The sequence below is a fragment of the Shinella sp. R2-11 genome (genome assembly GCF_055330205.1).
Genome location: NZ_JBVAPC010000008.1, coordinates 146,372 through 169,843, shown reverse-complemented (window position 1 = coordinate 169,843; position 23,472 = coordinate 146,372). Strand labels below are relative to the sequence as shown.

Below are 23,472 nucleotides of genomic sequence, written 5' to 3'. Positions count from 1 at the left end.
CTCCAGGGGTACTGACCGGCATGGGCACCGCCCGAACCGGTGGCAACGAAGCCCCACCGAATTACCGAATGCTAGGTCTGTCAAATCAACATAGCATTAACGGCCAATATTAACGGGTTTGCCGTGCGGATAAAGCCCGTGACCATTACAAATGCGTCACAATATGCCTCATCCGCACACAAAACCTTGACTTCAGGCGCTTTCGCCGCCCTCGGTCTCGGCGCGGCTGGTGATGACCTGGTCCACCAGGCCCCATTCCTTCGCCTCGTCCGCACTCATGAAATGGTCGCGGTCGAGGGTCTGTTCCACTTCCTCGTAGGTGCGGCCGCAGTGCTTGACATAGACCTCGTTCAGCTTGCGCTTCATCTTGAGGATGTCCTTGGCGTGGCGCTCGATGTCGGAGGCCTGGCCCTGGAAGCCGCCCGAGGGCTGGTGCACCATGATGCGGGCATTGGGCGTCGCGAAGCGCATGTCCTTGTGGCCGGCGGCGAGCAGCAGCGAGCCCATGGACGCGGCCTGGCCGATGCAGAGCGTCGACACGGCCGGCTTGATGAACTGCATCGTATCGTAGATCGCCATGCCCGAGGTCACGACGCCGCCCGGCGAATTGATGTAGAGCGCGATCTCCTTCTTCGGGTTCTCGGCCTCGAGGAAGAGAAGCTGCGCGCAGACGAGCGTGGCGATATGATCCTCGACGGGACCCGTCAGGAAGATGATGCGCTCCTTGAGGAGGCGCGAATAGATGTCGTAGGAACGCTCGCCGCGGTTGGTCTGCTCGACGACCATCGGCACCAGAGCCATGGCGGTATCTACGGGATTTCTCATATCAATCCTTCATCTCAGGTGGCTCTGAAACCCTTCGCAAACGTTGGGAATCAGCAAGTTTCGTCTTCCCTACATAGAGTGTCAGGGTATCCGACTTCAAGACGGCCAAGCGTTTTGCGGCGCTCTATGCCAGAATGCGGTTAACCGGCGCGAGGTGGAACCGCGATTTCCACAACCGAACCGGAGGCAAGGTGAAGGAAGGATGAATCCGGCCATCCCTCCCGCCCCACCCCATCGCCCCAGCCGCCGGACGGAGGCAGCCATGACGAGACCATCGATCGCAGCCCTTTCGCTGCTTCTCATGACCGCGACGGGCGCCTTCGCGCAGCAGGCGTCGGACACGATCGCCCCCGAACGGGCGACCGGCCTTGCCGCGGCGCACGTCGCGACCGCGAAGGACCATATGGTCGCCGCCGCCCATCCGCTCGCGGCGGCGGCAGGCGAGAAGGTCCTTGCCGAGGGCGGCAGCGCCATCGACGCGATGGTCGCCGTCCAGACCGTGCTCGGCCTCGTGGAGCCGCAGTCCTCCGGCCTCGGCGGCGGAGCCTTCCTCGTCTATTACGACGCCGAGGCGAAGCGCATCGTCACGCTCGACGGGCGCGAGACCGCGCCGATGGAAGCGACACCGAAGCTCTTCCTCGATAAGACGGGCCAGCCGCTCGATTTCTTCGATGCCGTCGTCGGCGGGCGCTCGGTCGGCACCCCCGGCACCGTCATGCTGCTGCAGCAGGCGCACAACCGCTGGGGCCGCAAGCCGTGGAAGGACCTCTTCACGCCGGCGGAAACACTGGCGCGCGAGGGATTTGCCGTCTCGCCGCGCCTTGCCGGCCTCATCGCCGCGGAAGGCGAGCGGCTGAAGACCTTCGAGGCGACGGCCACCTACTTCTTCGGCGCCGACGGCGCGCCGCTGAAGGCCGGCACCGTGCTGAAGAACCCCGCCTATGCCGAAACCCTCGCCACGATTGCCAAGGGCGGCGCGCAGGCCTTCTACAGCGGCCCGATCGCCGAGGGGATCGTCGATACGGTGCGCATGTCCGGCAGGAATGCCGGCGTTCTCTCGCTGGAGGACCTCGCCAACTACAAGGTGAAGGAGCGCCGGCCGGTCTGCGCCCGCTACCGGGCGCTCGACGTCTGCGGCATGGGGCCGCCCTCCTCCGGCGCGGTCGCCATCGGCGAGATGCTCAGCATGCTGGAGAACTTCGACCTCAAAGCGCTCGGCAAGGATAATCCGGAAAGCTGGCGGCTGATCGGCGACGCCCAGCGCCTCGCCTTCGCCGACCGGGAGCGCTACCTCGCCGATACCGACTTCGTGCCCGCGCCGATCGAGGGCCTTCTCGACAAGACCTATCTCGGCGATCGGGCAAAATTGCTCGACGGCGAAAAGGCGCTCGGCGACGACGCCGTGACGGCCGGCAGGCCGGAATGGGACCACGCCTTCAACTTCGGCCGCGACGCAGCGCTCGAACTGCCCTCCACCAGCCATTTCGTCATCGTCGACAAGGCGGGCAATGTCGTCTCCATGACGACGACCATCGAGAACGGCTTCGGCTCGCGGCTGATGACCGGCGGCTTCCTGCTGAACAACGAGCTGACCGACTTCTCCTTCAGGACGCATGACGAGGGCGTGCCGGTCGCCAATCGCGTCGAGCCGGGCAAGCGCCCGCGCTCCTCCATGTCGCCGACCATCGTGCTCAAGGACGGCAAGCCGCTCCTGGCCATCGGCTCGCCCGGCGGCAGCCAGATCATCGGCTATGTGGCACAGGCGCTCGTCGCCTATATCGACTGGAGCATGGATATCGGCGACGTCGTCGCCATGCCCCATCTCATCAACCGCTTCGGCCCCTACGAGATCGAGGCGGGCACGGATGCGGAAAAGCTGGCCGAGCCGCTGAAGACGCTCGGCTACGAGGTCAAGCCCGGCGAGATGAATTCCGGCCTCCACGCCATCGAGCTGACCGAGGGCGGCATCCGGGGCGCCGCCGATCCCCGCCGCGAGGGCGTGGCGGTCGGGAAATAGGCAAGGCCGGGAGGAGGTAGCGCGGCACGATCCTAAAGCCGGATCACATAGTCCTTGCGAGTCGTTTCAACGACTTCCCAGGTTCCCTTGAAGCCGGGTCTGAGGATCAGGCGGTCGCCGGCCCGGAGGTCGAAGGTTTCGCCGTCGTCGGAGGTCACGATGGAGTGGCCTTCGAGGATGTGGAAATATTCCCATTCGTCATACTGGATGCGCCACTTACCCGGCGTCGATTGCCAGATGCCGGAATAGATGCCGCCATCGGCCTCCTCGATGTTCCAGCTCGTGAAGACCGGATCGCCGGAGATCAGCCGGTCGGCCGCCGGACGGCCTTCCTCCGGCGCGATGCCGGAAATGTCGAAATTGCGTGCCCTGCTCATAGCGGCCCTCTTCGTGTGTTTGGTCGCCCCTCATCCGGCCTGCCGGCCAACTTCTCCCCGCAAGCGGGGAGAAGGGAACATGCCGAACAGTTTCCATTCTCGGCAGGCTACTGCTTTGGAAAAGCGGTGCAACATCCCCTTCTCCCCGCTTGCGGGGAGAAGGGGGCGGCAGCCGGATGAGGGGCGACCCGGTTTCTAAGCCTTGGCCAACGCCTGCTCGATGTCGGCGATGATGTCGGCGGCGTCCTCGATGCCGATGGAGAGGCGCACGACGTCCGGGCCGGCGCCGGCGGCGACCTGCTGCTCTTCGCTGAGCTGGCGGTGGGTGGTCGAGGCCGGGTGGATGACCAGCGAGCGCGTGTCGCCGATATTGGCGAGGTGCGAGAGCATTTCCAGCCCCTCGACGAAGCGCTTGCCCGCCTCGTAGCCGCCCTTCAGGCCGAAGGTGAAGACGGCGCCCGCGCCCTTCGGCGAATAGCGCTGCTGCAGCGCATGGTTGGGATCGGTTTCGAGGCCCGCATAGTTGACCCAGGACACCTTGTCATGGCTCTTCAGCCACTTGGCGACGGCGAGCGCGTTGTCGCAATGGCGCTGCATGCGCAGAGGCAGGGTCTCGATGCCGTTGAGGATCTGGAACGCGTTGAAGGGCGAGATAGAGGGGCCGAAGTCGCGCAGGCCGAGGATGCGGCAGGCGATGGCGAAGGCGAAGTTACCGAAGGTGGCATGCAGCACCATGCCGGCATATTCCGGGCGCGGCTCGGAGAGCGCCGGATACTTGCCGGAGGCCGACCAGTCGAAGGTGCCGCCGTCGACGATGACGCCGCCCATGGAATTGCCGTGGCCGCCCATGAACTTGGTCAGCGAATGCACGACGATGTCGGCGCCATGCTCCAGCGGGCGCAGCAGGTAGGGCGTCGCCATCGTGTTGTCGACGATGAGCGGCAGGCCGTGGCGATGGGCGATCTCGGCGATGCCGGCGATATCGACGAAGGTGCCGCCGGGATTGGCCAGGCTCTCGATGAAGATCGCCTTGGTCTTGTCGTCGATCTGGCTTTCGAAGCTCGACAGGTCGGCCGGATCGGCCCAGCGCACATGCCAGTCGAACGACTTGAAGGCGTGGCCGAACTGGTTGATCGAGCCGCCATAGAGCCGGCGCGCGGCGATGAAGTTCTCTCCCGGGCGCATGATCGTGTGGAAGACGAGGAGCTGGGCCGAATGGCCCGAGGCGACGGCGAGCGCCGCCGTGCCGCCTTCAAGCGCGGCGACACGCTCTTCGAGCACGGCCTGCGTCGGGTTCATGATGCGGGTATAGATATTGCCGAAGGCCTGCAGGCCGAAGAGCGAGGCGGCGTGATCCGTATCGTTGAAGACGAAGCTGGTGGTCTGGTAGATCGGCGTCGCGCGGGCGCCCGTGGTCGGGTCCGGCTGGGCGCCGGCATGGACGGCGAGCGTGGAAAATCCGGGCTTGTTCTTGCTCATGAAATGGCCTCCCTGGCTAAAGTCGGGGCGACTATTTCAGAGACTTAAAGCCCGGTCAAAGAAAGATTTTCCGACGATCCGCCGGCCGCACGGCCTCAGGCGACGAGGCGCGGATACTCGATCGCCGGGCAGCGGTCCATGACCACCTTGACGCCCGCCGCCTCGGCCTTCGCGGCGGCTTCGTCATGCCGCACGGAGAGCTGTCCCCAGATGACCTTCGGCAGCGGCGAGAGCGCTAGGACCTCGTCCACGACGGAGGGGAGCGCATCGGCGGCGCGGAAGACATCCACCATGTCGATGGGCTCGGCTATGTCGGCAAGGCGCGCGACGACGGTCTGCCCGAGGATCTCCTTGCCCACCTGGCCGGGATTGACGGGGATGACGCGATAGCCCTTGCGCAGCAGGAAGGCCATGACCCGGTAGCTCGGGCGCTCCGGGTTGGGCGAGGCGCCGACCAGCGCGATCACCTTCGTCGAGCGCAGGATGTCGGCGATGTAATAGTCCGGATAGGAATCGTGGTTCATGGCGCTTTCCCGTTTTCTGCGCGGAGAATTGGGGTAACGCAACGTGAAGTCAATATGAGCGCTCAGGACGCCTTGAGCATCAGCACCGGATATTCCGTGACCGGGCAGCGGTCCATGACGACCCGGATGCCCGCCGCTTCCGCCCGGGCGGCCACCGCATCGTCGCGCACGGTGAACTGTCCCCAGATCACCGACGGCAGCGGGCGAAGGGCCAGCACCTCGTCGACGACCGCCTGGAACTGGCTGGCGGCGCGGAAGACGTCCACCATGTCGATCGGCTCGGGAATGTCGGCAAGGTGCCCGTAGACGGTCTGGCCGAGGATGGTCTTGCCGGCATGGCCGGGATTGACCGGGATGACGCGGTATCCCTTGCCGAGCAGGAAGCCCATGACGCCATGGCTCGGCCGCGTGTCGTTCGGCGAGGCGCCGAGCACGGCGATGGTGTGCACGGATTTCAGGATGTGGCGAATATAGCTGTCGGGATAGTGATCATGGTTCATCGCTGCCTCCTCCGGCGTTCGCGACCGTCTCTCACTGGCTGCCTGTCATTCGTCGTCCCTGCCGCATTCTAGCCCGAAACCTTAAAGAAGGCGACCGTGCCCCTGCCCGCCTGCACACGGGTCCTGTGCCGATCCGGGACAGATCGCGCGGATTCCAGAAAATTGCCGGTTGCAAACCGCCTCTTTTGGGCAGATGAAAGACGCACTCCCCTTCGCGCGCCTGCCCTTCCGAGGTCCCCGATTGCCGCTAGACGTTCTCTTTCTCGTGCTGTTCGGCGCGGCCCTGCATGCGACCTGGAATGCCCTCGTCAAATCCGGCACCGACAAGTCGCTCGACGCCGCGATGGTCTCGCTCGGCGGCGGGATGATCGGCCTTGCCTTCCTTCCGCTGGTGCCGATGCCGGAGCCGGCGGCCTGGCCGTTCATCCTGACCTCCACCGTCCTGCAATTCGCCTATTTCCAGCTCGTGGCCGCCGCCTACCGCACCGGCGACATCGGCCTCGTCTATCCGCTGATGCGCGGCACCCCGCCCCTCCTGATCGCCATGACCAGCGGCGTGATCCTCGGCGAGCACCTGACGCCGATGGCGATGGCCGGCGTGCTCGTCATCTCGGCGGGCGTCTTCACCCTCGCCTTCGAGGCGCGCCACGGCAGCCGCCGCGCCATCGCCTATGCGCTCGCCAATGCCGTGGTGATCGCCGGCTATACCTTCGTCGACGGCGCGGGGGCGCGCGTCTCGGGCAACGCCGTCGCCTATACGCTCTGGCTGTCGCTTCCCCCGCCCGTGCTGCTCTTCGCCTGGGCTATCCTGCGGCGGGGCACCCGGCCGGTCTGGAACCATGTGCGGCGCAACTGGGCCCGAGGTCTCTTCGGCGGCGCCGGCTCCATCGCCTCCTACGGCCTCGCCCTCTGGGCGATGACAAGGGCGCCGGTCGCAACCGTGGCGGCGCTCCGCGAGACCGCCATCCTCTTCGCGCTCCTCATCTCGGTCTTCATCCTCAAGGAGAAGGCCGGCATCTGGCGCTACGTCGCCGGCTCGGTCATCGCCTGCGGCGTGCTGGTGCTGAAGCTCGCCTAGCTACTTCCGGTCCCATTCCGGCATGCGCTTGCCGAGGAAGGCGCCGATGCCCTCCTTCGCGTCGTCGGCGAGCATGTTGTCGATCATCGCCGCCACCGCGACGTCATAGGCCTCCGCCACCGGCAATCCGGCCTGCGCACGGAAGGCGGCCTTGCCGATGCGCAGCGCCTGCGGCGACTTGGAGGCTATGACGGCGGCGTATTTGTCGACGACCTGACGGAGATATTGCTGCGGCACGATGCGGTTGACGAGGCCGAAGTCCTTGGCGGTGGAGGCGTCGATCGTCTCGCCGGTCAGCAGCATCTCCATCGCCTGCTTGGGGTGCGCGGCGCGCGTGACGGCGACCATCGGCGTCGAGCAGAAGAGGCCGATATTGACGCCCGGCGTGCAGAAGGTGGAGGTGTCGGTGCAGATGGCAAGGTCGCAGCTCGCAACGAGCTGGCAGCCGGCCGCCGTCGCGAGCCCGTCGATCTCGGCGACGACCGGCTGGGGCAGTGCGGCGATCTTCAGCATGATGCCCGCCGCCATGCGCATGGTCTTCTCGAAGAAGGCGCGGCCGCCGTCGGCGTCCTCACGATGCGCGGTCATCTCCTTGAGGTCGTGACCGGCGGAAAAGACCTTTCCCGTCGAGGCGAGCACGACGACGCGGATGGCGTCGTCGGCGGCAACGGCGTCCAGCGCCGCGCCGAGTGCTTCCATGACGGCGATGGAAAGGGCATTGGCGGGCGGATTGTTGAGCGTGATCCGAAGGATGGGCTCCGCGCGCTCGACGCGCACGAGGCCCGCCGGTTCCTCTTTCCTGAACGACACCACATCCGCCATGATCGCCTCCTTCAAGTTTTCCGCCTGCGGTCCTACGCCGCGCGGCAGCCGGTTTCAAGCGTGCGGGCATAGACTTTGAGAGGGCTTGCCGCGACTTTGGAAGGGCTTGCAGCGGCCGGAAAATCGGTCTTCAAAGCAGGCGACAGGAGACGAATGCCATGGAATTGACGCCCGTCATGGATCCCGAGGCGCTGAACCGCTTCCTTGAAACCGATTTTCCGCAGCTTCACACGGACGGCAAGGTGTTCGAGGTGGTGGACGTCTCCCCCGGCTCGGTCGTCATGCGCCTCATGCCGAACGAGCGGCATCTGCGCCCCGGCGGCACCGTCTCCGGCCCCACGCTCTTCGCGCTTGCCGATGTCGGCGCCTATTGCGCCGTGCTCGCCCATATCGGCCCGGTGGCGCTGGCGGTCACCACCAGTCTCAACATCAACTTCCTGCGCAAGCCGAAGCCCGGCCCCCTCACCTGCACCTGCCGGCTTCTCAAGCTCGGCAAGCGGCTGGCGGTGATGGAAGCATCGATTTTCGACGAGGATGCCGACGATCTGGTGGCCCATGCCACCGCGACCTATTCGATTCCGCCGCGATAATTTGTGGTATCTATATACCTCATAAGTAAGTCATTGTTTTTATTATCATATCTCTGGCGTCGCCCGGATAGCGTCTCTTGACGTCCCATCGGCTCTCGCTTATAAGCCGCTCCAGATCGCGGTCCCCACGGGCCGCGTTCGATTTTTGGCATCCGCAAGGGGCCAAACCAAGCAACAAGAAACGCCCGTCGCCGCGAGGCTTCGGGATCTCAAAGAAAGAGCACCTCCCATGGCAACCTTCGTACAGAAGCCCGCCGAGGTAGAGAAGAAGTGGATCCTCATCGACGCCGAAGGCCTCGTTGTCGGTCGCCTCGCTACCCTCATCGCTAACCGCCTGCGCGGCAAGCACAAGGCAACCTTCACGCCCCACGTCGACGACGGCGACAACGTCATCGTCATCAACGCCGACAAGGTCGTCTTCACCGGCAAGAAGTACTCCGACAAGAAGTACTACTGGCACACCGGTTACCCGGGCGGCATCAAGGAGCGCACGGCTCGCCAGATCATCGAAGGCCGCTTCCCGGAGCGCGTCCTCGAGAAGGCTGTCGAGCGCATGGTTCCGCGCGGCCCGCTCGGCCGTCGCCAGATGAAGAACCTGCGCGTCTACGCCGGCTCCAACCATCCGCATGAAGCCCAGCAGCCCGTCGCCCTCGACGTCGCCAAGCTGAACAGCAAGAACACAAGGAGCGCCTGATAATGGCCGACCTCTCCTCGCTCAAGGACCTCGGCGTCGCCGCTGCAGCTCCGGCCGCTTCCGCCCCGGTTCACGTCAAGAAGGTTGACGCCCAGGGCCGTTCCTACGCAACCGGCAAGCGCAAGGACGCCGTTGCCCGTGTATGGGTCAAGCCGGGCTCCGGCAAGATCACCATCAACGGCAAGTCGTTCGAAGCCTACTTCGCCCGTCCGGTCCTGCAGATGATCCTGCAGCAGCCGATCGTCGCAGCGGCCCGTGACGGCCAGTTCGACATCGACGCGACCGTCGCCGGCGGCGGCCTTTCCGGCCAGGCCGGTGCCGTCCGTCACGGCATCTCCAAGGCGCTGACCTACTTCGAGCCGGGCCTGCGCACGGTCCTCAAGAAGGGCGGCTTCCTGACCCGCGACTCGCGCGTCGTCGAACGCAAGAAGTATGGCAAGGCCAAGGCCCGCCGTTCGTTCCAGTTCTCCAAGCGTTGATCGCTCGGAAGGCTTGTTCTTCAGGAAAGGCCGGGGTTCGCCCCGGCCTTTTCGTTTTCGGGGATGGCTGCTTGCCCCTCATCCGAAAGTGACGCATCCCTCGCCTGCCGCCGCATTTACCCCCTTGCCTAAAACGCCGCGATTAGCGAACGTCCCGCCACACTTCGGAGGGATTTTCATGGCCAACAAGACGATCGACCACGCCATCACGGGCAAGACGCTGAAGAGCGCGGCCTCGGACCCGACCCATGCGGGTATCCTCTCCTTCATGCGCCGCCGCTACACGAAGGTGCTGAAGGACGTGGATGCCGTCGTCTGGGGCATTCCCTTCGATGCCGCGACCTCCAATCGTCCCGGAACGCGCTTCGGTCCCCAGGCCATCCGCCGCGCCTCGGCGATCATGGACAACGATCCGCAATATCCCTTCGAGCGCGACCTCTTCGAGGACATGGCCGTCATCGACTACGGCGACTGCCTGCTCGACTACGGCAACCACCAGAAGACACCGGCAACCATCGAGCGCGAGGCGAGGAAGATCCTGAAATCCGACGCCTACATGCTGACGCTCGGCGGCGACCACTTCATCACGCTGCCGCTGCTGCGCGCCCATGCGGCGAAATACGGTCCCCTCTCCCTCGTCCAGTTCGACGCCCACCAGGATACCTGGCCGGACGAGAAGGGTCGCATCGACCACGGCTCCTTCGTCGGCACCGCCGTGCGCGAGGGGCTGATCGATGCCGAAAGCTCGATCCAGATCGGCATCCGCACCCATGCGCCGGAGGATTGCGGCATCCGCATCCTCTATGGCTACGACGTCGAGGAAATGAGCGCCGCCGAAATCGCCGATGCGATCATCCACCATGTCGGAGACCGGGCGACCTACCTCACCTTCGACATCGATTGCCTCGATCCTGCCTTCGCGCCGGGTACCGGCACCCCCGTCTCCGGCGGCCCGTCGAGCGCACGCATCCTTTCCGTCCTGCGCAAGCTCGGCGCGCTGAACATCGTCGGCTCGGATGTGGTCGAGGTGGCGCCCGCCTACGACCACGCGGACATCACCGCCATCGCCGCCTCCAACATCGCCATGTACATGCTGGGCCTGCACGCCGAGACGCTGGCGGAGCGCCGCTGAAGACGCGGCATTGAATGCGACGGATCAAGGGGGTATATCGGCGGCGAACGCGGCTTGACAGGATTGGATTGCAGATGAAACCGAAGATCTTCATCGATGGCGAACACGGCACGACGGGCCTTCAGATCCGCACGCGCATGGCCGGCCGCAGCGATGTCGAGCTACTTTCCATTCCCGAGGCGGAGCGGCGCAATGCGCAACTGCGCGAAGACCTGCTGAACAGTGCCGATGTCGCAATCCTCTGCCTGCCGGACGATGCGGCGAAGGAAGCCGTGGCCATGGTTTCCGGCAACAACCAGGTCCGTATCATCGACACTTCGACCGCGCACCGCGTCAATCCGGACTGGGCCTATGGCTTTGCCGAGATGGACCGCGAGCAGCCGGCGCAGATCGCCGGCGCCCGCTACGTCGCCAATCCCGGCTGCTACCCGACCGGCGCCATCGGGCTGCTGCGCCCGCTGCGCCTTGCCGGCATCCTGCCGGAGGACTATCCGGTCACGGTCAATGCGGTCTCCGGCTATACGGGCGGCGGCAAGCAGCTCATCGCGCAGATGGAGAACGCCGATCATCCCGAGCATATCGACTCGCCCCACTTCCTTTATGGCCTGCCGCTGAAGCACAAGCATGTGCCGGAAATGCAGGTGCATGGCCTCCTCTCCCGCGCGCCGCTCTTCGCGCCGTCCGTCGGCAAGTTCGCGCAGGGCATGATCGTGCAGGTGCCGCTCTACCTCGCCGATCTCAACGGCCACGCCTCGCTCGGCTCGATCCACGAGGCGCTCGCCGACCACTATGCCGGGCAGGACATCGTCGAGGTGGTGGACCTCAAGGAGAGCGCGGCGCTCCCCCGCGTCGATGCCGTCGCGCTTGCCGATACGGACCGCATGAAGCTCTACGTCTTCGGCACTGCCGGCGCGCCGCATGTCAACCTCGTCGCGCTGCTCGACAATCTCGGCAAGGGCGCTTCGGGCGCGGCGGTGCAGAACATGGATCTGATGCTGAGAGGTTGAGCGTCGCCCCTCATCCGCCTGCCGGCACCTTCTCCCCGCAAGCGGGGAGAAGGGAGATGGGGCACGATCTCATCCCCTCGCCGGCGTTGATATTTCAGAAAACCGGACGGCATAGCCCTTCGCCCCGCTTGCGGGGAGAAGGTCGCGGCAGCGGGATGAGGGGCCGTCCTCTCTCCCCTACCGCTCCATCTCCCCATAGAACCCGCGCCAATGCGCGATGGCGAAGCCGAGCACGAGCAGCGCGCCGCCCTGATGGGCGAGCGCCCAGGCGAGCGGGACCTGCCAGACCAGCGTGAGGATGCCGATCGTCGCCTGCAGACAGACGAGGCCGAACAGCAGCAGCGCGCGGCGCGCATGCGTCGTTTCCGGCGCGGCGCGCAGCGACGAGACAAGATGGACCAGGGCGAGCGTGAAGAGCACGTAGGCGCCGAGGCGGTGGACGAACTGCACGGTCTTCGGGTTTTCGAAGAGGTTGATCCACCACGGCTGCTGCACGAAGAGGCCGCCCGGCACAAGCGCGCCGTCCATCAAGGGCCAGGTATTGTAGGTCAGGCCCGCATGGAGGCCGGCGACGAGCGCGCCGAGATAGATCTGGAAGATCGCCATGCAGGCGATGAGGCCGGCCATCCGGCGCGCGCCGGCGGTCGGGGGCGCATCCTCGCTATGCGGCGAGAGCGCGCGCATGATCCACATCGTCAGCGCGAAGATGAGACAGGCGATGGTGAGGTGCGTCGCCAGCCGGTACTGGCTGACCGACACCCGCTCGGCAAGGCCGGAGGACACCATCCACCAGCCGATGAAGCCCTGGAAGCCGCCGAGCGCCAGAAGGCCGGCGAGCGGCCAGCGCAGCCGCTTCTCGATGCGGCCCGTGAACCAGAAGAAGACGAGCGGCACGGCGAAGATGAAGCCGATGGAGCGCGCGATCAGCCGGTGCGCCCATTCCCACCAGAAGATCGACTTGAACGCGTCGACCGTCATGCCCTTGTTGATCTGCTCATATTGCGGGATGCGCTTGTAGAGCTCGAATTCCTCCTGCCATTCGGCGGCGGTGAGCGGGGGAATGACGCCGTGGATCGGCTTCCACTGGGTGATCGAGAGGCCCGAGCCGGTGAGCCGCGTCGCGCCGCCGACGAGCACCAGCACGGCGAGCGCGACCAGCACGACGGCGAGCCAGCGGCGCACCTGGCGACGGTTGCGATCGATCCGGTCGCTGTCATGGCCGCTTCGATAGGCGTTGACGGTCGTGGCGTTCATTCTGTCGGCTCCTGTTGAACGGCAGCACGGCTGCCGCTTAGGATTTTCTTGCAAGTGCCGGCGCAAAACAGCGCGGGCGCGTTGACTGGACTGGTTCCAGCGTTGATTTGCCCGACCAGCCCGTGCAAAACAAGGCCCGAACCTTTGCGGCATGCCGTCGCGCCTCGCCGCCCCCGCTTTTGAAAGACCGAAAATGCCCCCTCGCCTCAGAAAACTGATCGGCACGATCCTGATCATCATCCTCGTGCTCTTCTATGCCCTGGTCGCGACGACCGTCGCCTCGGCGACGCTCGGTCAGTCGCCGTGGTACATCCATCTCCTCTATTTCGCCGTGACCGGGCTTTTGTGGATCCTGCCCGCCATGCTCATCATCAAGTGGATGGAAAAGCCGGGAAGGCCGCGCGACGAATAGGCCGCAAGGCCCGCCGCATTAGGGAATCGATAACCGCACCCGCCGATTCCGCCTTCACGGAGCGGGCTTAAACCTTTTTCGCACGCCTTGCGCGTAGCCTCGGAGCTTGGCCGCGTGGCCGAGGCAAGGGTCGAAGGCGATGCAACTGCAGATCAAGGCGTCCGGGCATGAACCCGCGGCCCCCCTGATGGAGGGAGCCGGCGGCGTATTGCATGCAGGCCTGCCGCTCACGCTTCGCCTGCACGACCGCATGGAACCTCTGGAGGCGGTGTGGCGCGCCCTCGAAGCGGAAGACGGCCTCTCCCTCCACCAGAGCTACGACTGGTGCCGGGCCTGGGTGGAGACGCACGGCCATGACTTATTGATCATCGAAGGCCTTCGCGGCGGACGCACGCAATTCATCCTGCCGCTGGAGGTCGTGCGCCAGGGGCCGCTGCGCACCGCCCGGATGATCGCCACCGATTTCAGCAATATCAATACCGGGCTCTACAGCGAGGCATTCCGCAATGCCTCCTCGCCGCGGCAGCTCCTGCGCGCCCTTGAGGACCTGCGCGGCCAGCTCGCCTGCGCCTGCGACCTCCTGCTTCTCGAGAAGATGCCGCTCGAATGGCGCGGCCGCGCCAGCCCCTTCGCCGCCCTTCCCTCGGTGATCAACCAGAATGCGGCGTTCCAGCTCGCGGTGTTCGAGAGCTTCGAACGGACGCTGGAGCAGATCAATGCCAAGCGCCGCCGCAAGCGGGCGCGCAGTTCCGAGCGGCGCCTCGCCGCGACGGGCGGTTACGACCATGTCATCGCCGAGCCCGGCGAGGACGCGCTTGCGCTGCTCGACCTGTTCTTCCGCCAGAAGGCGGCGCGCTTCGAGGCGATGGGCCTGCCGGATGTCTTCCGCGAGGAGCGCACGCGCAGCTTCTTCCGCGCCCTCGTCTCGGCCCCCGCGGCAGACGGCAATTGTCTCCTCCAGCTCCACGCCCTTCGCCTCAAGGGCGAGCACGAGGGGCATGTCGCGGCCATCACGGGCCTTTCGCGCAAGGGCGATCACGTGATCTGCCAGTTCGGCTCGATCGACGACAGCGTGGCGGCGGATGCCAGCCCCGGCGACTTCCTGTTCCATATCGCCATCGAGAAACTGTGCGGCGAAGGCGTGCTGCTTTTCGATTTCGGCATCGGCGACCAGCTCTACAAGCGCTCCTGGTGCCCGATCGAGACCGTGCAGCACGATCTGCTCTGGCCGGTGACGCTGGCCGGCAGGGCCGCAGCGAGCCTGCACCGCGCCAAGGCCGCCGCCAAGCGGCTCATCAAGCAGAACCCGCAGGTCTATTCCCTCGTGCAGCGCCTTCGCTTCGGCAGGGCGGAGCCTGCCGCATCCGATTAGGCGGCCCGGCGGCCCGGGTGACCGGAGGGTTCCTTCGCCTCGCCCGTCATCAGCACGATCTCGCTGTAGCCCGCATCGCCGAAGGCGGTGAGCAGCTCGACCACCTCGTCCTCGTCGGCGCCGGGAAGAGAGAGGATGATATCCATCTGCTGGTCGCGCGTCAGGCGGCGCACGCCTTCCACCTCCGCCGCCCCGCATTCCACGATCACCGTGTCGTAGGCGTCGGAAAGCGAATCGACCACCATCGCGAGACGGTCGATGCCGCGCATGGCGCGCCTGGTATTGGCGTTGCCGCGCGGGATGATATGGGCGTCGGAAAGCCGGTCGCCGTGGATGATGTCGCCGAAGGCGGCATCGCCGACCAGAAGATCGGTGATGCCGGGCAGGAACTGCGACTGCGCCATCAGCCGGGTCGGGCAGGCCGATCCCGTCAGGTCGATGATCAGCGTCTTGCGGTTCTCCTGCGCGATGCGGCGGGCAAGCATGACGGTGGCCGCCGAGCCGCGGTCGCCGGACGGCGAGACGGAGATGGCGACTGGGATATCGTTCTCGACCAGATAGGCGGCAACGGCGGCGATGGAATAGTCGTCGTCGTCCTCCTCCTCCCCCTCCGCGGCGGCGATTTCCGGAACCTCCGGCTCCTCCTCGTCCTCGTCTTCCGGCTCCATGTCCGAGAGCAGCGAGCGGGCCGGCAAGACGGGCTCCCGGAGGACCTCACGGTCCGCAGGGACGAGCGATTCCTCCACGGTCCCGGCGAGCTCCAGCGTCTCCACGACCACCTCTTCCTCCTCGCGGCGCCGCGGCGTCACGGCAGCGGCGGCGGTCGGCTTCAGGGCGCGGCCGCTGAAGAGTTCGGCGAGCAGGATGATGATGGAGCTCAGCGCGAAGCCGGCGACGCCGCCCACGACGGTGATCGGAATCACCTTCGGGAAGGAGACCTCCGTCGGCTCGACGGCGGCCGAGATGATGCGGGCATCCGCCGGGGTCGCGTTGTTGCTGGTGCGCGAGGTCGCCTCGCGGTAGCGCGCAAGATAGGTCTCCAGAAGCTGGCGCTGGGCGGCGGCCTCGCGCTCCAGCGCCTTGAGGCCGACCTCGTCCTCGCCGGCACGGGCGGTATCGGCCTTCAGCCTGTTGAGCTGCTGCGTGAGCTGGGTTTCGCGCAGCTCCGCCGTCTTCGCCTCGTTTTCGAGGCTCGACAGGATCTTCTGCGTTTCCGCCTTGATCTGCGTGCGGATGCCGGAAAGCTGCGAGCGCAGGCCCTTCAGCCGGGGATGCCCCTCCAGCAGCGAGGTGGAAAGGTCGGAAATCTGCCCCTGGATCTGCGATTCGCTCTCCTTGAGGCGCTGGATCATCTGCGAGCCGACGACGTCGGAAAGCGTGTCCGGCGCGCCGCCGTTCCTCAGCACGGCGCGCACGCTTTCGGCCCGCGCCTCGGCATTGGCGCGCTCGCCGCGCACGCGGGCAAGCTCGGTCGAGATGTCGTTCAGCTGGCGCACCGCGAAGGTCGAATTGTCGCCCATCGGCAGGAGATCGGACTGCGAGCGGTATTCGGCGACCTTCTGCTCGGCCTCGCGCACCTTCTCGCGCAGGTTGGCGATTTCCGGCTCCAGCCAGCGCGTCGCCTCGGAATTGGTGTCGAGCTTGGCGCCGCTCTGCAGCGAGAGGTAGACCTTGGCCATCTCGTTGGGGATTTCGGCGGCAAGGCGCGGGTCCTTCGAGGCGAACTCGATGGCGATGACGCGCGAGCGCTCCACCTGGTAGACGGTCAGCTTCTCGGTGAATTCCTTGAGGACGCGCTCTTCCGGCGGCAGGTCGAGCGGGTTCTTGCGAAGGCCGAGGAGCACCAGCACGTCGGAAACCGCCGAGGGCTTCGCCGTCGTGTCGAATTCCTCCAGCTCATAGAGCTTCATGTTGCGCGCGACCTGCTTGATGAGGTCGGCCGACTGGAGGAGCTGCACCTGGCTGGCGATGCCCGCCTCGTCGAAGGCCGGCTGCTCGCCGCCCTGCGCGCGGTCCTGCCCCGTCGTGAAGGCCGGCTCGCGCGTCTCGATGAGGAGGCGCGCCTCGCTCTTGTATTTGGGCGTGATCAGGTTCGCGCCGGCAAAGGCGATGCCCGCGCAGGCGACGGTCGCCAGCAGCACGCGCATCCGGTTGCGCCAGATCGCGCCGAACAGACCGCCAAGGTCGATATCGACATCCTGCTGGCTCTCGTGAACGCCCGACATAGCAAACTCCAAACCGACGATTTGGCTGCACGGTAAACAAACATGGTAACGCAAGAGTTAACCTTCCGGCGCTTCCCCTACCCCGCGTTGTTCGTTTCTCCGGGAAAATCGGCCTTTGCTACCGATAGGCGCGCGGCCTTTACCAGCCGTTAACCCTAACGGAACGATAACGGGGCCTCACATCTGATTTGGGACGGAACTGCGAATGCGTGTCGCTACGATCAACAAGGGCATCCTGCTCGCGCTGGCGCTCATCGTGCCGGCCGTGTCGGGCTGCACCAGCTATCGCCCCGCCCCCAAGGCCTTCCACGAAGCAACCATCCAGCCCTATCGCCTCGACAGCGGCGACCGGCTGCGCATCACCGTCTTCGAGCAGGCCGGCCTCAGCAACACCTATACGGTCGACCAGGCCGGCTATGTCGCCTTCCCGCTCATCGGCGCCGTGCCGGCGCGCGGCCAGACCATCCAGGAGCTGGAAAGCATCATCGCGGCGAAGCTCCGCCAGGGATATCTGCGCGATCCGGACGTTTCCATCGAGGTCGACCGCTACCGCTCCATCTATCTCATGGGCGAGGTCGGCCAGGCGGGGCAGTACAGCTACGTCGCCGGCATGACGATCCAGAACGCCATCGCGGTCGCCGGCGGCTTCTCGCCGCGCGCCAACCAGCGCGACGTCGACGTGACCCGCAAGATCAACGGCAAGATCGTCACCGGAAGGGTTTCCATCTCCGATCCGGTGCTGGCCGGCGATACGATCTATGTGCGCGAACGACTGTTCTGATCCTCATGGCGGACGATGGGCCCCTGCGCATCATTCATTGTTTCAGGTCCCCCGTCGGCGGAATCTTCCGCCATGTGCGCGACCTTGCGGAATTCCATGCGCGGGCGGGCCATGAAGTCGGCATCATCTGCGACAGCCTCACCGGCGGCTCCTTCGAGGACAAGCTCTTCGACGAGATCCGCCCCCATCTCTCGCTCGGCCTCGTCCGCATGCCGATCAGCCGGTCGGTCAATCTGCGCGATCTCGGCGCCATCCGGGACAGTTATCGTGAAATAAAAGGTTTGCAGCCGGATGTCCTGCATGGGCATGGCGCCAAGGGTGGCGCCATCGCCCGGCTCATCGGCTCGATCCTGCGGGTCAACAGGTATCGCGTAGCCCGCCTCTATACGCCGCATGGCGGCAGCCTGCACTACACCCGGCGCTCGGCGACGGGGCTCGCGGTCCTCACCGCCGAGCGGCTTCTCGAACCCTTCGGCGATGCCATCGCCTTCGTCTGCGACTACGAGAAGGACGCCTATACCGCCCGCGTCGGCCGCCCGCGCATCCAGACGGCGCGCATCTACAACGGCATCCACGACCGGGATTTCGAACGGGTCTATCCCCGCGAGGATGCGGTGGATTTCCTCTATATCGGCATGTTGCGCGACCTGAAGGGGCCGGACGTCTTCGTCGACGCCTTCGCGCGGGCCGAGCGCATCGCCGGCCGCCCGCTCTCCGCGCTGATGATCGGCGACGGGCCGGACAGGGAAAAGTACAAGCAGATGATGCTGCAGCTCGGCCTTGGCCGGCGCATCGTCATGATGCCCGCCATGAAGGCGCGCGAGGCCTTCGCCCTCACCCGCAACGTGGTCGTGCCGTCGCGCGCCGAGGCGATGCCCTATATCGTGCTGGAAGCGCTCGCCGCCCAGAAGCCGGTCATCGCAAGCCGCGTCGGCGGCATACCGGAAGTGCTCGGCCGCGACAGCATCGCGCTCACCGAGCCGGGCGACGCCCAGTCCCTGGCGGCGGCCATGGCCCAGGCGATCGGCGATCCGGGCTGGCTGCGCAAGGTCATGCCGGAGCCCGCCGCCTTCAAGGAAACCTTCTCGGCCTCGGCCATGTCGGGCTCGATCCTTGCCCTTTACCGGGACATTCTCGCCCGCCAGGCCGGCGGCCGGCGGCTTGCCGAAACCTCGGCGGAAGCCCTGCCGTAAACGTTTCTTAGGGGCTTCGTGCTATTCCCGGCACAAAGCCCCAAAGGTGCATGCCATGAACCATGTCGAGAAGCCCGAATCCTTCGATCCGGAAGGTTTGAGACGCAGGCTCTCCGAAAGCCGGGGAAATGCATCCGGCCCGGCTGCCGGCGGCGCGGAGGAAAAGGGCGTCGAGCTCAACCAGCTTGCCCGCCAGATCGCCGAACAGTTCCGCGACGACAGCTATTCGCCCGCCATGATCACCGGGTTGCTGCGCCTTTGCGAATTCGGCGCGCTGCTCGCCCTCGGCTACTTCATTCACGCGCTCTATGACGGCTTCGAGATCACGGTGCTCTATGCCGCCGTGCTCGTGGGCGGCGCCGCCGTCGGCGTGCTCCTCCTCCAGCTGGCCGATGCCTACCAGGTGCCGGCGCTCCGCTCGCCGCTGCGCATGACGCCGCGCATCCTCGCCGCCTGGGCGGCGGCCTTCGCCTCCATGTCGCTCGTCCTCTTCTTCTTCAAGACGGGCGACCAGTATTCCCGCGTCTGGTTTGCCGCCTGGTTCGCGACGGGCGCGGCCTATCTCGTCGTCGAGCGGCAGGTGATCGCCTATGCGATCCGCCGCTGGGCCCGCAACGGCACGATGGAGCGGCGCGCCGTCATCGTCGGCGGCGGCGAGCCGGCCAAGGAGCTCATTCGCTCGCTGGAATACCAGCCGGAGAACGACATCCGCATCTGCGGCATCTTCGACGACCGCGACGAGCGCCGCTCGCCCTCGATCATCGCCGGCTATCCCAAGCTCGGCAATGTCGCCGAACTGGTCGAATTCGCCCGCCTCGCGCGCATCGACATGCTGATCATCTCGCTGCCGCTCTCGGCCGAGACGCGCATCCTGTCGCTGCTCAAGAAGCTGTGGGTGCTGCCGGTGGACATTCGCCTTGCCGCCCATGCGAGAGGCCTTCGCTTCCGCCCGCGCAGCTATTCGCAGATCGGCGCCGTGCCGATGCTCGACATCTTCGACAAGCCGATCGCTGACTGGGACAATGTCGCCAAGCGCATCTTCGACATCTTCTTCTCCGTCGTCGCGCTCGTCCTGCTCTGGCCGGTGCTGATCGGCGCGGCCATCGCGGTGAAGCTCTCCTCGCCCGGCCCGATCCTCTTCAAGCAGAAGCGCCACGGCTTCAACAACGAGGTCATCGAGGTCTACAAGTTCCGCTCGATGTACACGCATCTTTCGGACCCGTCCGCCCGCGCCGCCGTCAAAAAGGGCGATCCGCGCGTGACCCGTGTCGGCCGCTTCCTGCGCAAGTCCTCCATCGACGAGCTGCCGCAGCTCTTCAACGTGCTGAAGGGCGAGCTTTCGCTCGTCGGCCCGCGTCCGCATGCCGTCGAGGCGCAGACGCACGACCGCAAATATGTCGATGTCGTCGACAGCTATTTCGCACGCCACCGCGTGAAGCCGGGCGTGACCGGCTGGGCGCAGATCAACGGCTGGCGCGGCGAGATCGACCATGACGACAAGATCCGCTTCCGCACCGAATTCGACCTCTACTACATCGAGAACTGGTCGCTCTGGCTCGACCTGAAGATCCTGTTCCTGACGCCCTTCCGCCTGCTCAACACGGAAAACGCCTATTGAGCGACGCGGCCCTCCCCCACGCCCCCTCCTTCCGGCCGCAGCTTGCGGCCGTCGGCATTATCGGCTCGGGGCTGGTGACGCTGGGCGTGTTCCTGTCGGGCTTCGTCATCAGCGAGCCGGCGCCCTATGAAGTCTTCATGGCGGCGCTCATCGGCCTCTGGGCGCTTGTGGGGCTGCGCATCTCGCGCACCGTCGCATCGCTTCTCGCCCTTCTCGTGGTCTTCAATATCGGCGGCATGCTTTCGCTGACGGTGATGGACGATCTTTCCGAGGGGCCGATGTACATGGCCGTCTCGCTGTTCCTCGCCATTTCCAGCGTCTTCTTCGCCGCGATCGTCGAGGCGAAGCCGGCGCGGCTGCAGCTCATCTTCCGCGCCTGGGTGGCGAGCGCCCTCATCACCTCGATGCTCGGCATCCTCGGCTATTTCCATGCCTTTCCCGGCTCGGAGGCCTTCACCCTCTACGACCGCGCCAAGGGCGCCTTCCAGGACCCGAACGTCTTCGGCCCCTTCCTCGTCGCGCCCTCGCTCTACCTGATGCACGGCCTTCTCGCCGGCCGCATCCTCGGCGCGCCGCTGAAGGTGATCGGCGTCCTCATCCTGGCGCTCGGCATCTTCCTGTCCTTCTCGCGCGCGGCCTGGGGGCTTTATCTCTTCGCCGTCGCGGCACTCGTCTTCATCATGCTGCTGAAGGAGCGCACCGGGGCATTCCGGCTGAAGATCCTCATCATCAGCATCTCGGCGGCCGGCCTCTTGATCCTCGCGCTGGTCGTCGCCCTGCAGTTCGACAAGGTCTCGAACCTCTTCTCCAGCCGCACGCAGCTCGTCCAGGAATATGACGGCGGCCATCTCGGGCGCTTCGAGCGCCACCGTATCGGCTTCCTGATGGCGATGGAAAAGCCGCTCGGCATCGGACCGATGCGCTTCGGCAAGATGTTCTCCGAGGACGAGCACAACATCTACCTGAAATCGCTCACCACCTATGGCTGGCTCGGCTTCATCACCTACCTGACACTGATCGGATGGACGCTCTCGGCCGCCTTCAAGGCCTTGCTGCGCGACAGGCCATGGCAGCCCTACCTGATGATCGCCTTCATCACGCTGCTCGGCCATAGCGGGATCGGCTTCGTCATCGACACCGACCACTGGCGCCATTTCTACCTGCTGCTCGGCGTCACATGGGGCTGCCTTGCGCTGGAGCGCCGTCACAACCGGCAGGCGCTCAAACGAAAAGCCGCCCCTCCTCCCGGAGAGACGGCTTTCGATAATCCATCGGGCCGATCTATCGCCTGATGGCCCTTGCCAGCGCTATGAGGATGCAGGCGCCGATGAAGCCGGCGACGAGATAGCCGAGCCAGCCGCCCAGCGAGACGCCGATCAGCCCCAGCAGGATGTTCGCGACCGCAGCGCCGACGATGCCGAGAACGATGTTCATCAGCACGCCCATATTGCTCTTCATGAACATTTCGGCGAGCCAGCCGGCAACGCCGCCGATGATGATGGCTGCGATCCAGCCGATGCCTGCATTTTCCATGCGTGATCTCCTCAAGCTCCAGATAGCCCCGGCACGACAGGCCGGCGGCGAGAGAACGCGAAGAGACGCGTAAAGTTCCATGCGGGACTTTAAATGCAATCTATGAGGGGAGAGAATGGTCGGAATGGCGGGATTCGAACCCACGACCCCTTGACCCCCAGTCAAGTGCGCTACCGGGCTGCGCTACATTCCGGACCGCGCAAACCCCTATAGTCTCGGGCATTTGGATGCAAGCCCAAAATTGCCGATTCGGGATGTTTCATCGTCAGTAATCCGAATTTCCCGCCGACCGCGGCAGCGTTCCTGCGTCGGGCATGCGGCCCTCGCCCCGACGGCGGAGCTTGGCAAGCGCATGACGCTTCCAAGACAGAATTCTTTTCGCAAGCGTACCGGATTCGCAGAATCAGACCTTCCCGCGAATTAGACGAAAGTCTAAGACTGTTCCTGCTCGCTTGTCATTTTGCGAGCAACTCCCCCGCGTCACAGAGCCAAGCGTGACGCTTGTTTTGCCCCGCCATAGTGCGGGGCTTTTTCTTTTCGGGGATTTTCGCGGTTCAGCGGACCTGGTCGAGCAGGCGCTTGCATTCCAGGAGATCGTAGAGCGCCTCCTGCAGGAGGGCGCGGTCCTCCTTGCCGACGCTGGTCTTGCCGAGCGAGATTTCCGGCGCCTCGTCGCCGCCGCCGACGAAGGAGAAGAAGCGGCGGCTGGCCGGCGCCTTGGCGCGGCCGACGATCTGGTCCTCGTCGCTGCCGGCCTTCGGCGGCGGCGGCTCCTCGTGGCTGGCGGCCGCCAGCGCCTCGACGGTCGCCAAGTCGCCGCTGGCAATGGCCGCGACGAACTTGTTGCCGTTGACCTTGAGAAGCTTCTGCACGCCCTTGATCGTATAGCCGTGGTCGTAGAGCAGATGGCGGATGCCCTTGAGGAGATCGACGTCCTCCGGGCGATAGTAGCGCCGCCCGCCGCCGCGCTTCATCGGCTTGATCTGCGTGAAGCGCGTTTCCCAGAAACGCAGCACATGCTGCGGCAGGTCGAGGTCGTCGGCGACCTCGCTGATGGTGCGGAAAGCGTCCGGACTCTTGTCCATTCTACCCTCGATGAAAGCTCACGCCGGCGCACGAGAAGCGTGCCGCCGAATCGTATTCATTTCAGCGGGTTGCCGGGCGATATTCAAGTTTCAAATTGCCGATGCCCGGCAACAGGCGGGAAAAGCGCTCAGGACACGGGCGAAGCGGGCTTCTGCTTCGCCTTGCGCGCGAGATGGGCCTTCAGCACCCGCTGCTTGAGAACGTTGGACGCCTTGAAGGTCATGACACGCCGCGGCGAGATCGGCACTTCCTCGCCGGTCTTCGGGTTTCGCCCGATGCGCTCGTTCTTGTCACGAACCTGGAATGTCGCGAAGGAGGAGAGCTTCACGCTCTCGCCCCGCACGATGGCGTTGCAAATCTCGTCGATCACGGTTTCGACAAGCTCCGCGGATTCTGTTCTGGAAAGGCCGACCTTCCGGAAAACCGATTCGGCCAAATCTGCGCGTGTCACCGTCTTACCGCTCATCGCTCCTC

24 protein-coding genes and 1 tRNA gene are annotated in these 23,472 nt (G+C 65.5%); 13 read left to right on the top strand and 12 right to left on the bottom strand.

The window, feature by feature from the left end; translation table 11 throughout:
* Positions 1-192: 192 nt before the first annotated feature.
* Positions 193-825 carry an ATP-dependent Clp endopeptidase proteolytic subunit ClpP gene (gene clpP, locus ACZ1A1_RS19770; protein WP_463621252.1) on the bottom strand — a complete coding sequence of 211 codons (633 nt, stop codon included), beginning with the start codon at positions 823-825 and terminating at the stop codon, positions 193-195.
* 262 nt (positions 826-1,087) lie between these two features.
* Between clpP and ggt the strand changes: the two genes are divergently transcribed.
* Positions 1,088-2,842: a gamma-glutamyltransferase gene (gene ggt / locus ACZ1A1_RS19765; RefSeq protein WP_463621251.1), complete on the top strand. Its 1,755-nt coding sequence runs from the start codon at positions 1,088-1,090 to the stop codon at positions 2,840-2,842.
* Positions 2,843-2,874: 32 nt separating this feature from the next.
* Here the strand turns inward: ggt and ACZ1A1_RS19760 are convergent, their stop codons facing one another.
* From ACZ1A1_RS19760 to ACZ1A1_RS19745, 4 genes are all read right to left on the bottom strand, one after another.
* Entirely contained in the window at positions 2,875-3,219 is a 345-nt protein-coding gene (locus ACZ1A1_RS19760; RefSeq protein WP_463621250.1) for a cupin domain-containing protein, read from the bottom strand.
* A 195-nt stretch (positions 3,220-3,414) separates the two neighbouring features.
* The gene (locus tag ACZ1A1_RS19755) at positions 3,415-4,698 is read right to left on the bottom strand and encodes an O-acetylhomoserine aminocarboxypropyltransferase (protein ID WP_463621249.1); all 1,284 of its coding nucleotides are present in this window, start codon (positions 4,696-4,698) and stop codon (positions 3,415-3,417) included.
* 95 nt (positions 4,699-4,793) lie between these two features.
* The gene (locus ACZ1A1_RS19750; protein ID WP_415214745.1) at positions 4,794-5,222 is read right to left on the bottom strand and encodes a CoA-binding protein; all 429 of its coding nucleotides are present in this window, start codon (positions 5,220-5,222) and stop codon (positions 4,794-4,796) included.
* 62 nt (positions 5,223-5,284) lie between these two features.
* Positions 5,285-5,722, bottom strand: a complete 438-nt coding sequence (locus ACZ1A1_RS19745) for a CoA-binding protein (RefSeq protein ID WP_463621248.1) — start codon at positions 5,720-5,722, stop codon at positions 5,285-5,287.
* Positions 5,723-5,963: 241 nt separating this feature from the next.
* Between ACZ1A1_RS19745 and ACZ1A1_RS19740 the strand changes: the two genes are divergently transcribed.
* Entirely contained in the window at positions 5,964-6,800 is an 837-nt protein-coding gene (locus ACZ1A1_RS19740; RefSeq protein WP_313195910.1) for an EamA family transporter, read from the top strand.
* Here the strand turns inward: ACZ1A1_RS19740 and ACZ1A1_RS19735 are convergent, their stop codons facing one another.
* Positions 6,801-7,622, bottom strand: a complete 822-nt coding sequence (locus ACZ1A1_RS19735) for an enoyl-CoA hydratase (protein ID WP_463621247.1) — start codon at positions 7,620-7,622, stop codon at positions 6,801-6,803.
* Between the two features lie 158 nt (positions 7,623-7,780).
* On the opposite strand from ACZ1A1_RS19735, the gene ACZ1A1_RS19730 reads away from it, so the two are divergent.
* The 5 genes from ACZ1A1_RS19730 (at position 7,781) to argC (ending at position 11,524) form a co-directional block, all read left to right on the top strand.
* On the top strand, positions 7,781-8,212 hold the full coding sequence (locus ACZ1A1_RS19730; protein ID WP_463621246.1) for a PaaI family thioesterase: 432 nt from the start codon (positions 7,781-7,783) through the stop codon (positions 8,210-8,212).
* Between the two features lie 229 nt (positions 8,213-8,441).
* On the top strand, positions 8,442-8,906 hold the full coding sequence (gene rplM / locus ACZ1A1_RS19725; protein WP_023513729.1) for a 50S ribosomal protein L13: 465 nt from the start codon (positions 8,442-8,444) through the stop codon (positions 8,904-8,906).
* 2 nt (positions 8,907-8,908) lie between these two features.
* Positions 8,909-9,385, top strand: coding sequence for a 30S ribosomal protein S9 (gene rpsI, locus ACZ1A1_RS19720; RefSeq protein WP_203318588.1), 477 nt, complete (start codon positions 8,909-8,911; stop codon positions 9,383-9,385).
* A 178-nt stretch (positions 9,386-9,563) separates the two neighbouring features.
* Positions 9,564-10,517 (top strand): agmatinase, encoded by a 954-nt coding sequence (gene speB, locus ACZ1A1_RS19715; RefSeq protein WP_463621245.1) that lies wholly within the window; start codon positions 9,564-9,566, stop codon positions 10,515-10,517.
* 74 nt (positions 10,518-10,591) lie between these two features.
* Complete coding sequence (gene argC / locus ACZ1A1_RS19710; protein WP_463621243.1) at positions 10,592-11,524, top strand: N-acetyl-gamma-glutamyl-phosphate reductase; 933 nt, start codon at positions 10,592-10,594, stop codon at positions 11,522-11,524.
* 177 nt (positions 11,525-11,701) lie between these two features.
* Here the strand turns inward: argC and ACZ1A1_RS19705 are convergent, their stop codons facing one another.
* Positions 11,702-12,778 carry a COX15/CtaA family protein gene (locus ACZ1A1_RS19705; protein ID WP_463621242.1) on the bottom strand — a complete coding sequence of 359 codons (1,077 nt, stop codon included), beginning with the start codon at positions 12,776-12,778 and terminating at the stop codon, positions 11,702-11,704.
* 193 nt (positions 12,779-12,971) lie between these two features.
* On the opposite strand from ACZ1A1_RS19705, the gene ACZ1A1_RS19700 reads away from it, so the two are divergent.
* Together ACZ1A1_RS19700 and ACZ1A1_RS19695 are read left to right on the top strand one after the other, a co-directional pair.
* A complete protein-coding gene (locus tag ACZ1A1_RS19700; RefSeq protein WP_463621241.1) occupies positions 12,972-13,190 on the top strand; it encodes a DUF2842 domain-containing protein in 219 nt (72 codons plus the stop codon).
* A 250-nt stretch (positions 13,191-13,440) separates the two neighbouring features.
* Complete coding sequence (locus ACZ1A1_RS19695) at positions 13,441-14,562, top strand: GNAT family N-acetyltransferase (protein ID WP_463621240.1); 1,122 nt, start codon at positions 13,441-13,443, stop codon at positions 14,560-14,562.
* Here the strand turns inward: ACZ1A1_RS19695 and ACZ1A1_RS19690 are convergent.
* Positions 14,559-16,787, bottom strand: coding sequence for a GumC family protein (locus tag ACZ1A1_RS19690; protein ID WP_463621239.1), 2,229 nt, complete (start codon positions 16,785-16,787; stop codon positions 14,559-14,561). The genes ACZ1A1_RS19695 and ACZ1A1_RS19690 overlap by 4 nt on opposite strands.
* A gap of 205 nt (positions 16,788-16,992) precedes the next feature.
* On the opposite strand from ACZ1A1_RS19690, the gene ACZ1A1_RS19685 reads away from it, so the two are divergent.
* From ACZ1A1_RS19685 to ACZ1A1_RS19670, 4 genes are read left to right on the top strand one after another with little or no spacing between them, the layout of a single operon-like run.
* Positions 16,993-17,568, top strand: a complete 576-nt coding sequence (locus ACZ1A1_RS19685; protein WP_313195920.1) for a polysaccharide biosynthesis/export family protein — start codon at positions 16,993-16,995, stop codon at positions 17,566-17,568.
* 5 nt (positions 17,569-17,573) lie between these two features.
* Positions 17,574-18,761, top strand: a complete 1,188-nt coding sequence (locus ACZ1A1_RS19680) for a glycosyltransferase family 4 protein (protein ID WP_463621238.1) — start codon at positions 17,574-17,576, stop codon at positions 18,759-18,761.
* 55 nt (positions 18,762-18,816) lie between these two features.
* Positions 18,817-20,379 (top strand): undecaprenyl-phosphate glucose phosphotransferase, encoded by a 1,563-nt coding sequence (locus ACZ1A1_RS19675; protein ID WP_463621237.1) that lies wholly within the window; start codon positions 18,817-18,819, stop codon positions 20,377-20,379.
* Positions 20,376-21,671 carry an O-antigen ligase family protein gene (locus ACZ1A1_RS19670; RefSeq protein ID WP_463621236.1) on the top strand — a complete coding sequence of 432 codons (1,296 nt, stop codon included), beginning with the start codon at positions 20,376-20,378 and terminating at the stop codon, positions 21,669-21,671. Before ACZ1A1_RS19675 ends, ACZ1A1_RS19670 begins: the two co-directional genes overlap by 4 nt.
* On the opposite strand, the gene ACZ1A1_RS19665 is transcribed toward ACZ1A1_RS19670, so the two are convergent.
* The 4 genes from ACZ1A1_RS19665 to ACZ1A1_RS19650 form a co-directional block, all read right to left on the bottom strand.
* Positions 21,661-21,912, bottom strand: a complete 252-nt coding sequence (locus ACZ1A1_RS19665) for a GlsB/YeaQ/YmgE family stress response membrane protein (protein ID WP_313195924.1) — start codon at positions 21,910-21,912, stop codon at positions 21,661-21,663. The genes ACZ1A1_RS19670 and ACZ1A1_RS19665 overlap by 11 nt on opposite strands.
* Positions 21,913-22,028: 116 nt before the next feature.
* Positions 22,029-22,105 (bottom strand) — tRNA-Pro (locus tag ACZ1A1_RS19660).
* Positions 22,106-22,466: 361 nt separating this feature from the next.
* Positions 22,467-22,997 (bottom strand): MerR family transcriptional regulator, encoded by a 531-nt coding sequence (locus ACZ1A1_RS19655; protein ID WP_313195925.1) that lies wholly within the window; start codon positions 22,995-22,997, stop codon positions 22,467-22,469.
* 128 nt (positions 22,998-23,125) lie between these two features.
* A complete protein-coding gene (locus ACZ1A1_RS19650) occupies positions 23,126-23,464 on the bottom strand; it encodes an integration host factor subunit alpha (RefSeq protein WP_463621235.1) in 339 nt (112 codons plus the stop codon).
* Between the last annotated feature and the right edge of the window lie 8 nt (positions 23,465-23,472).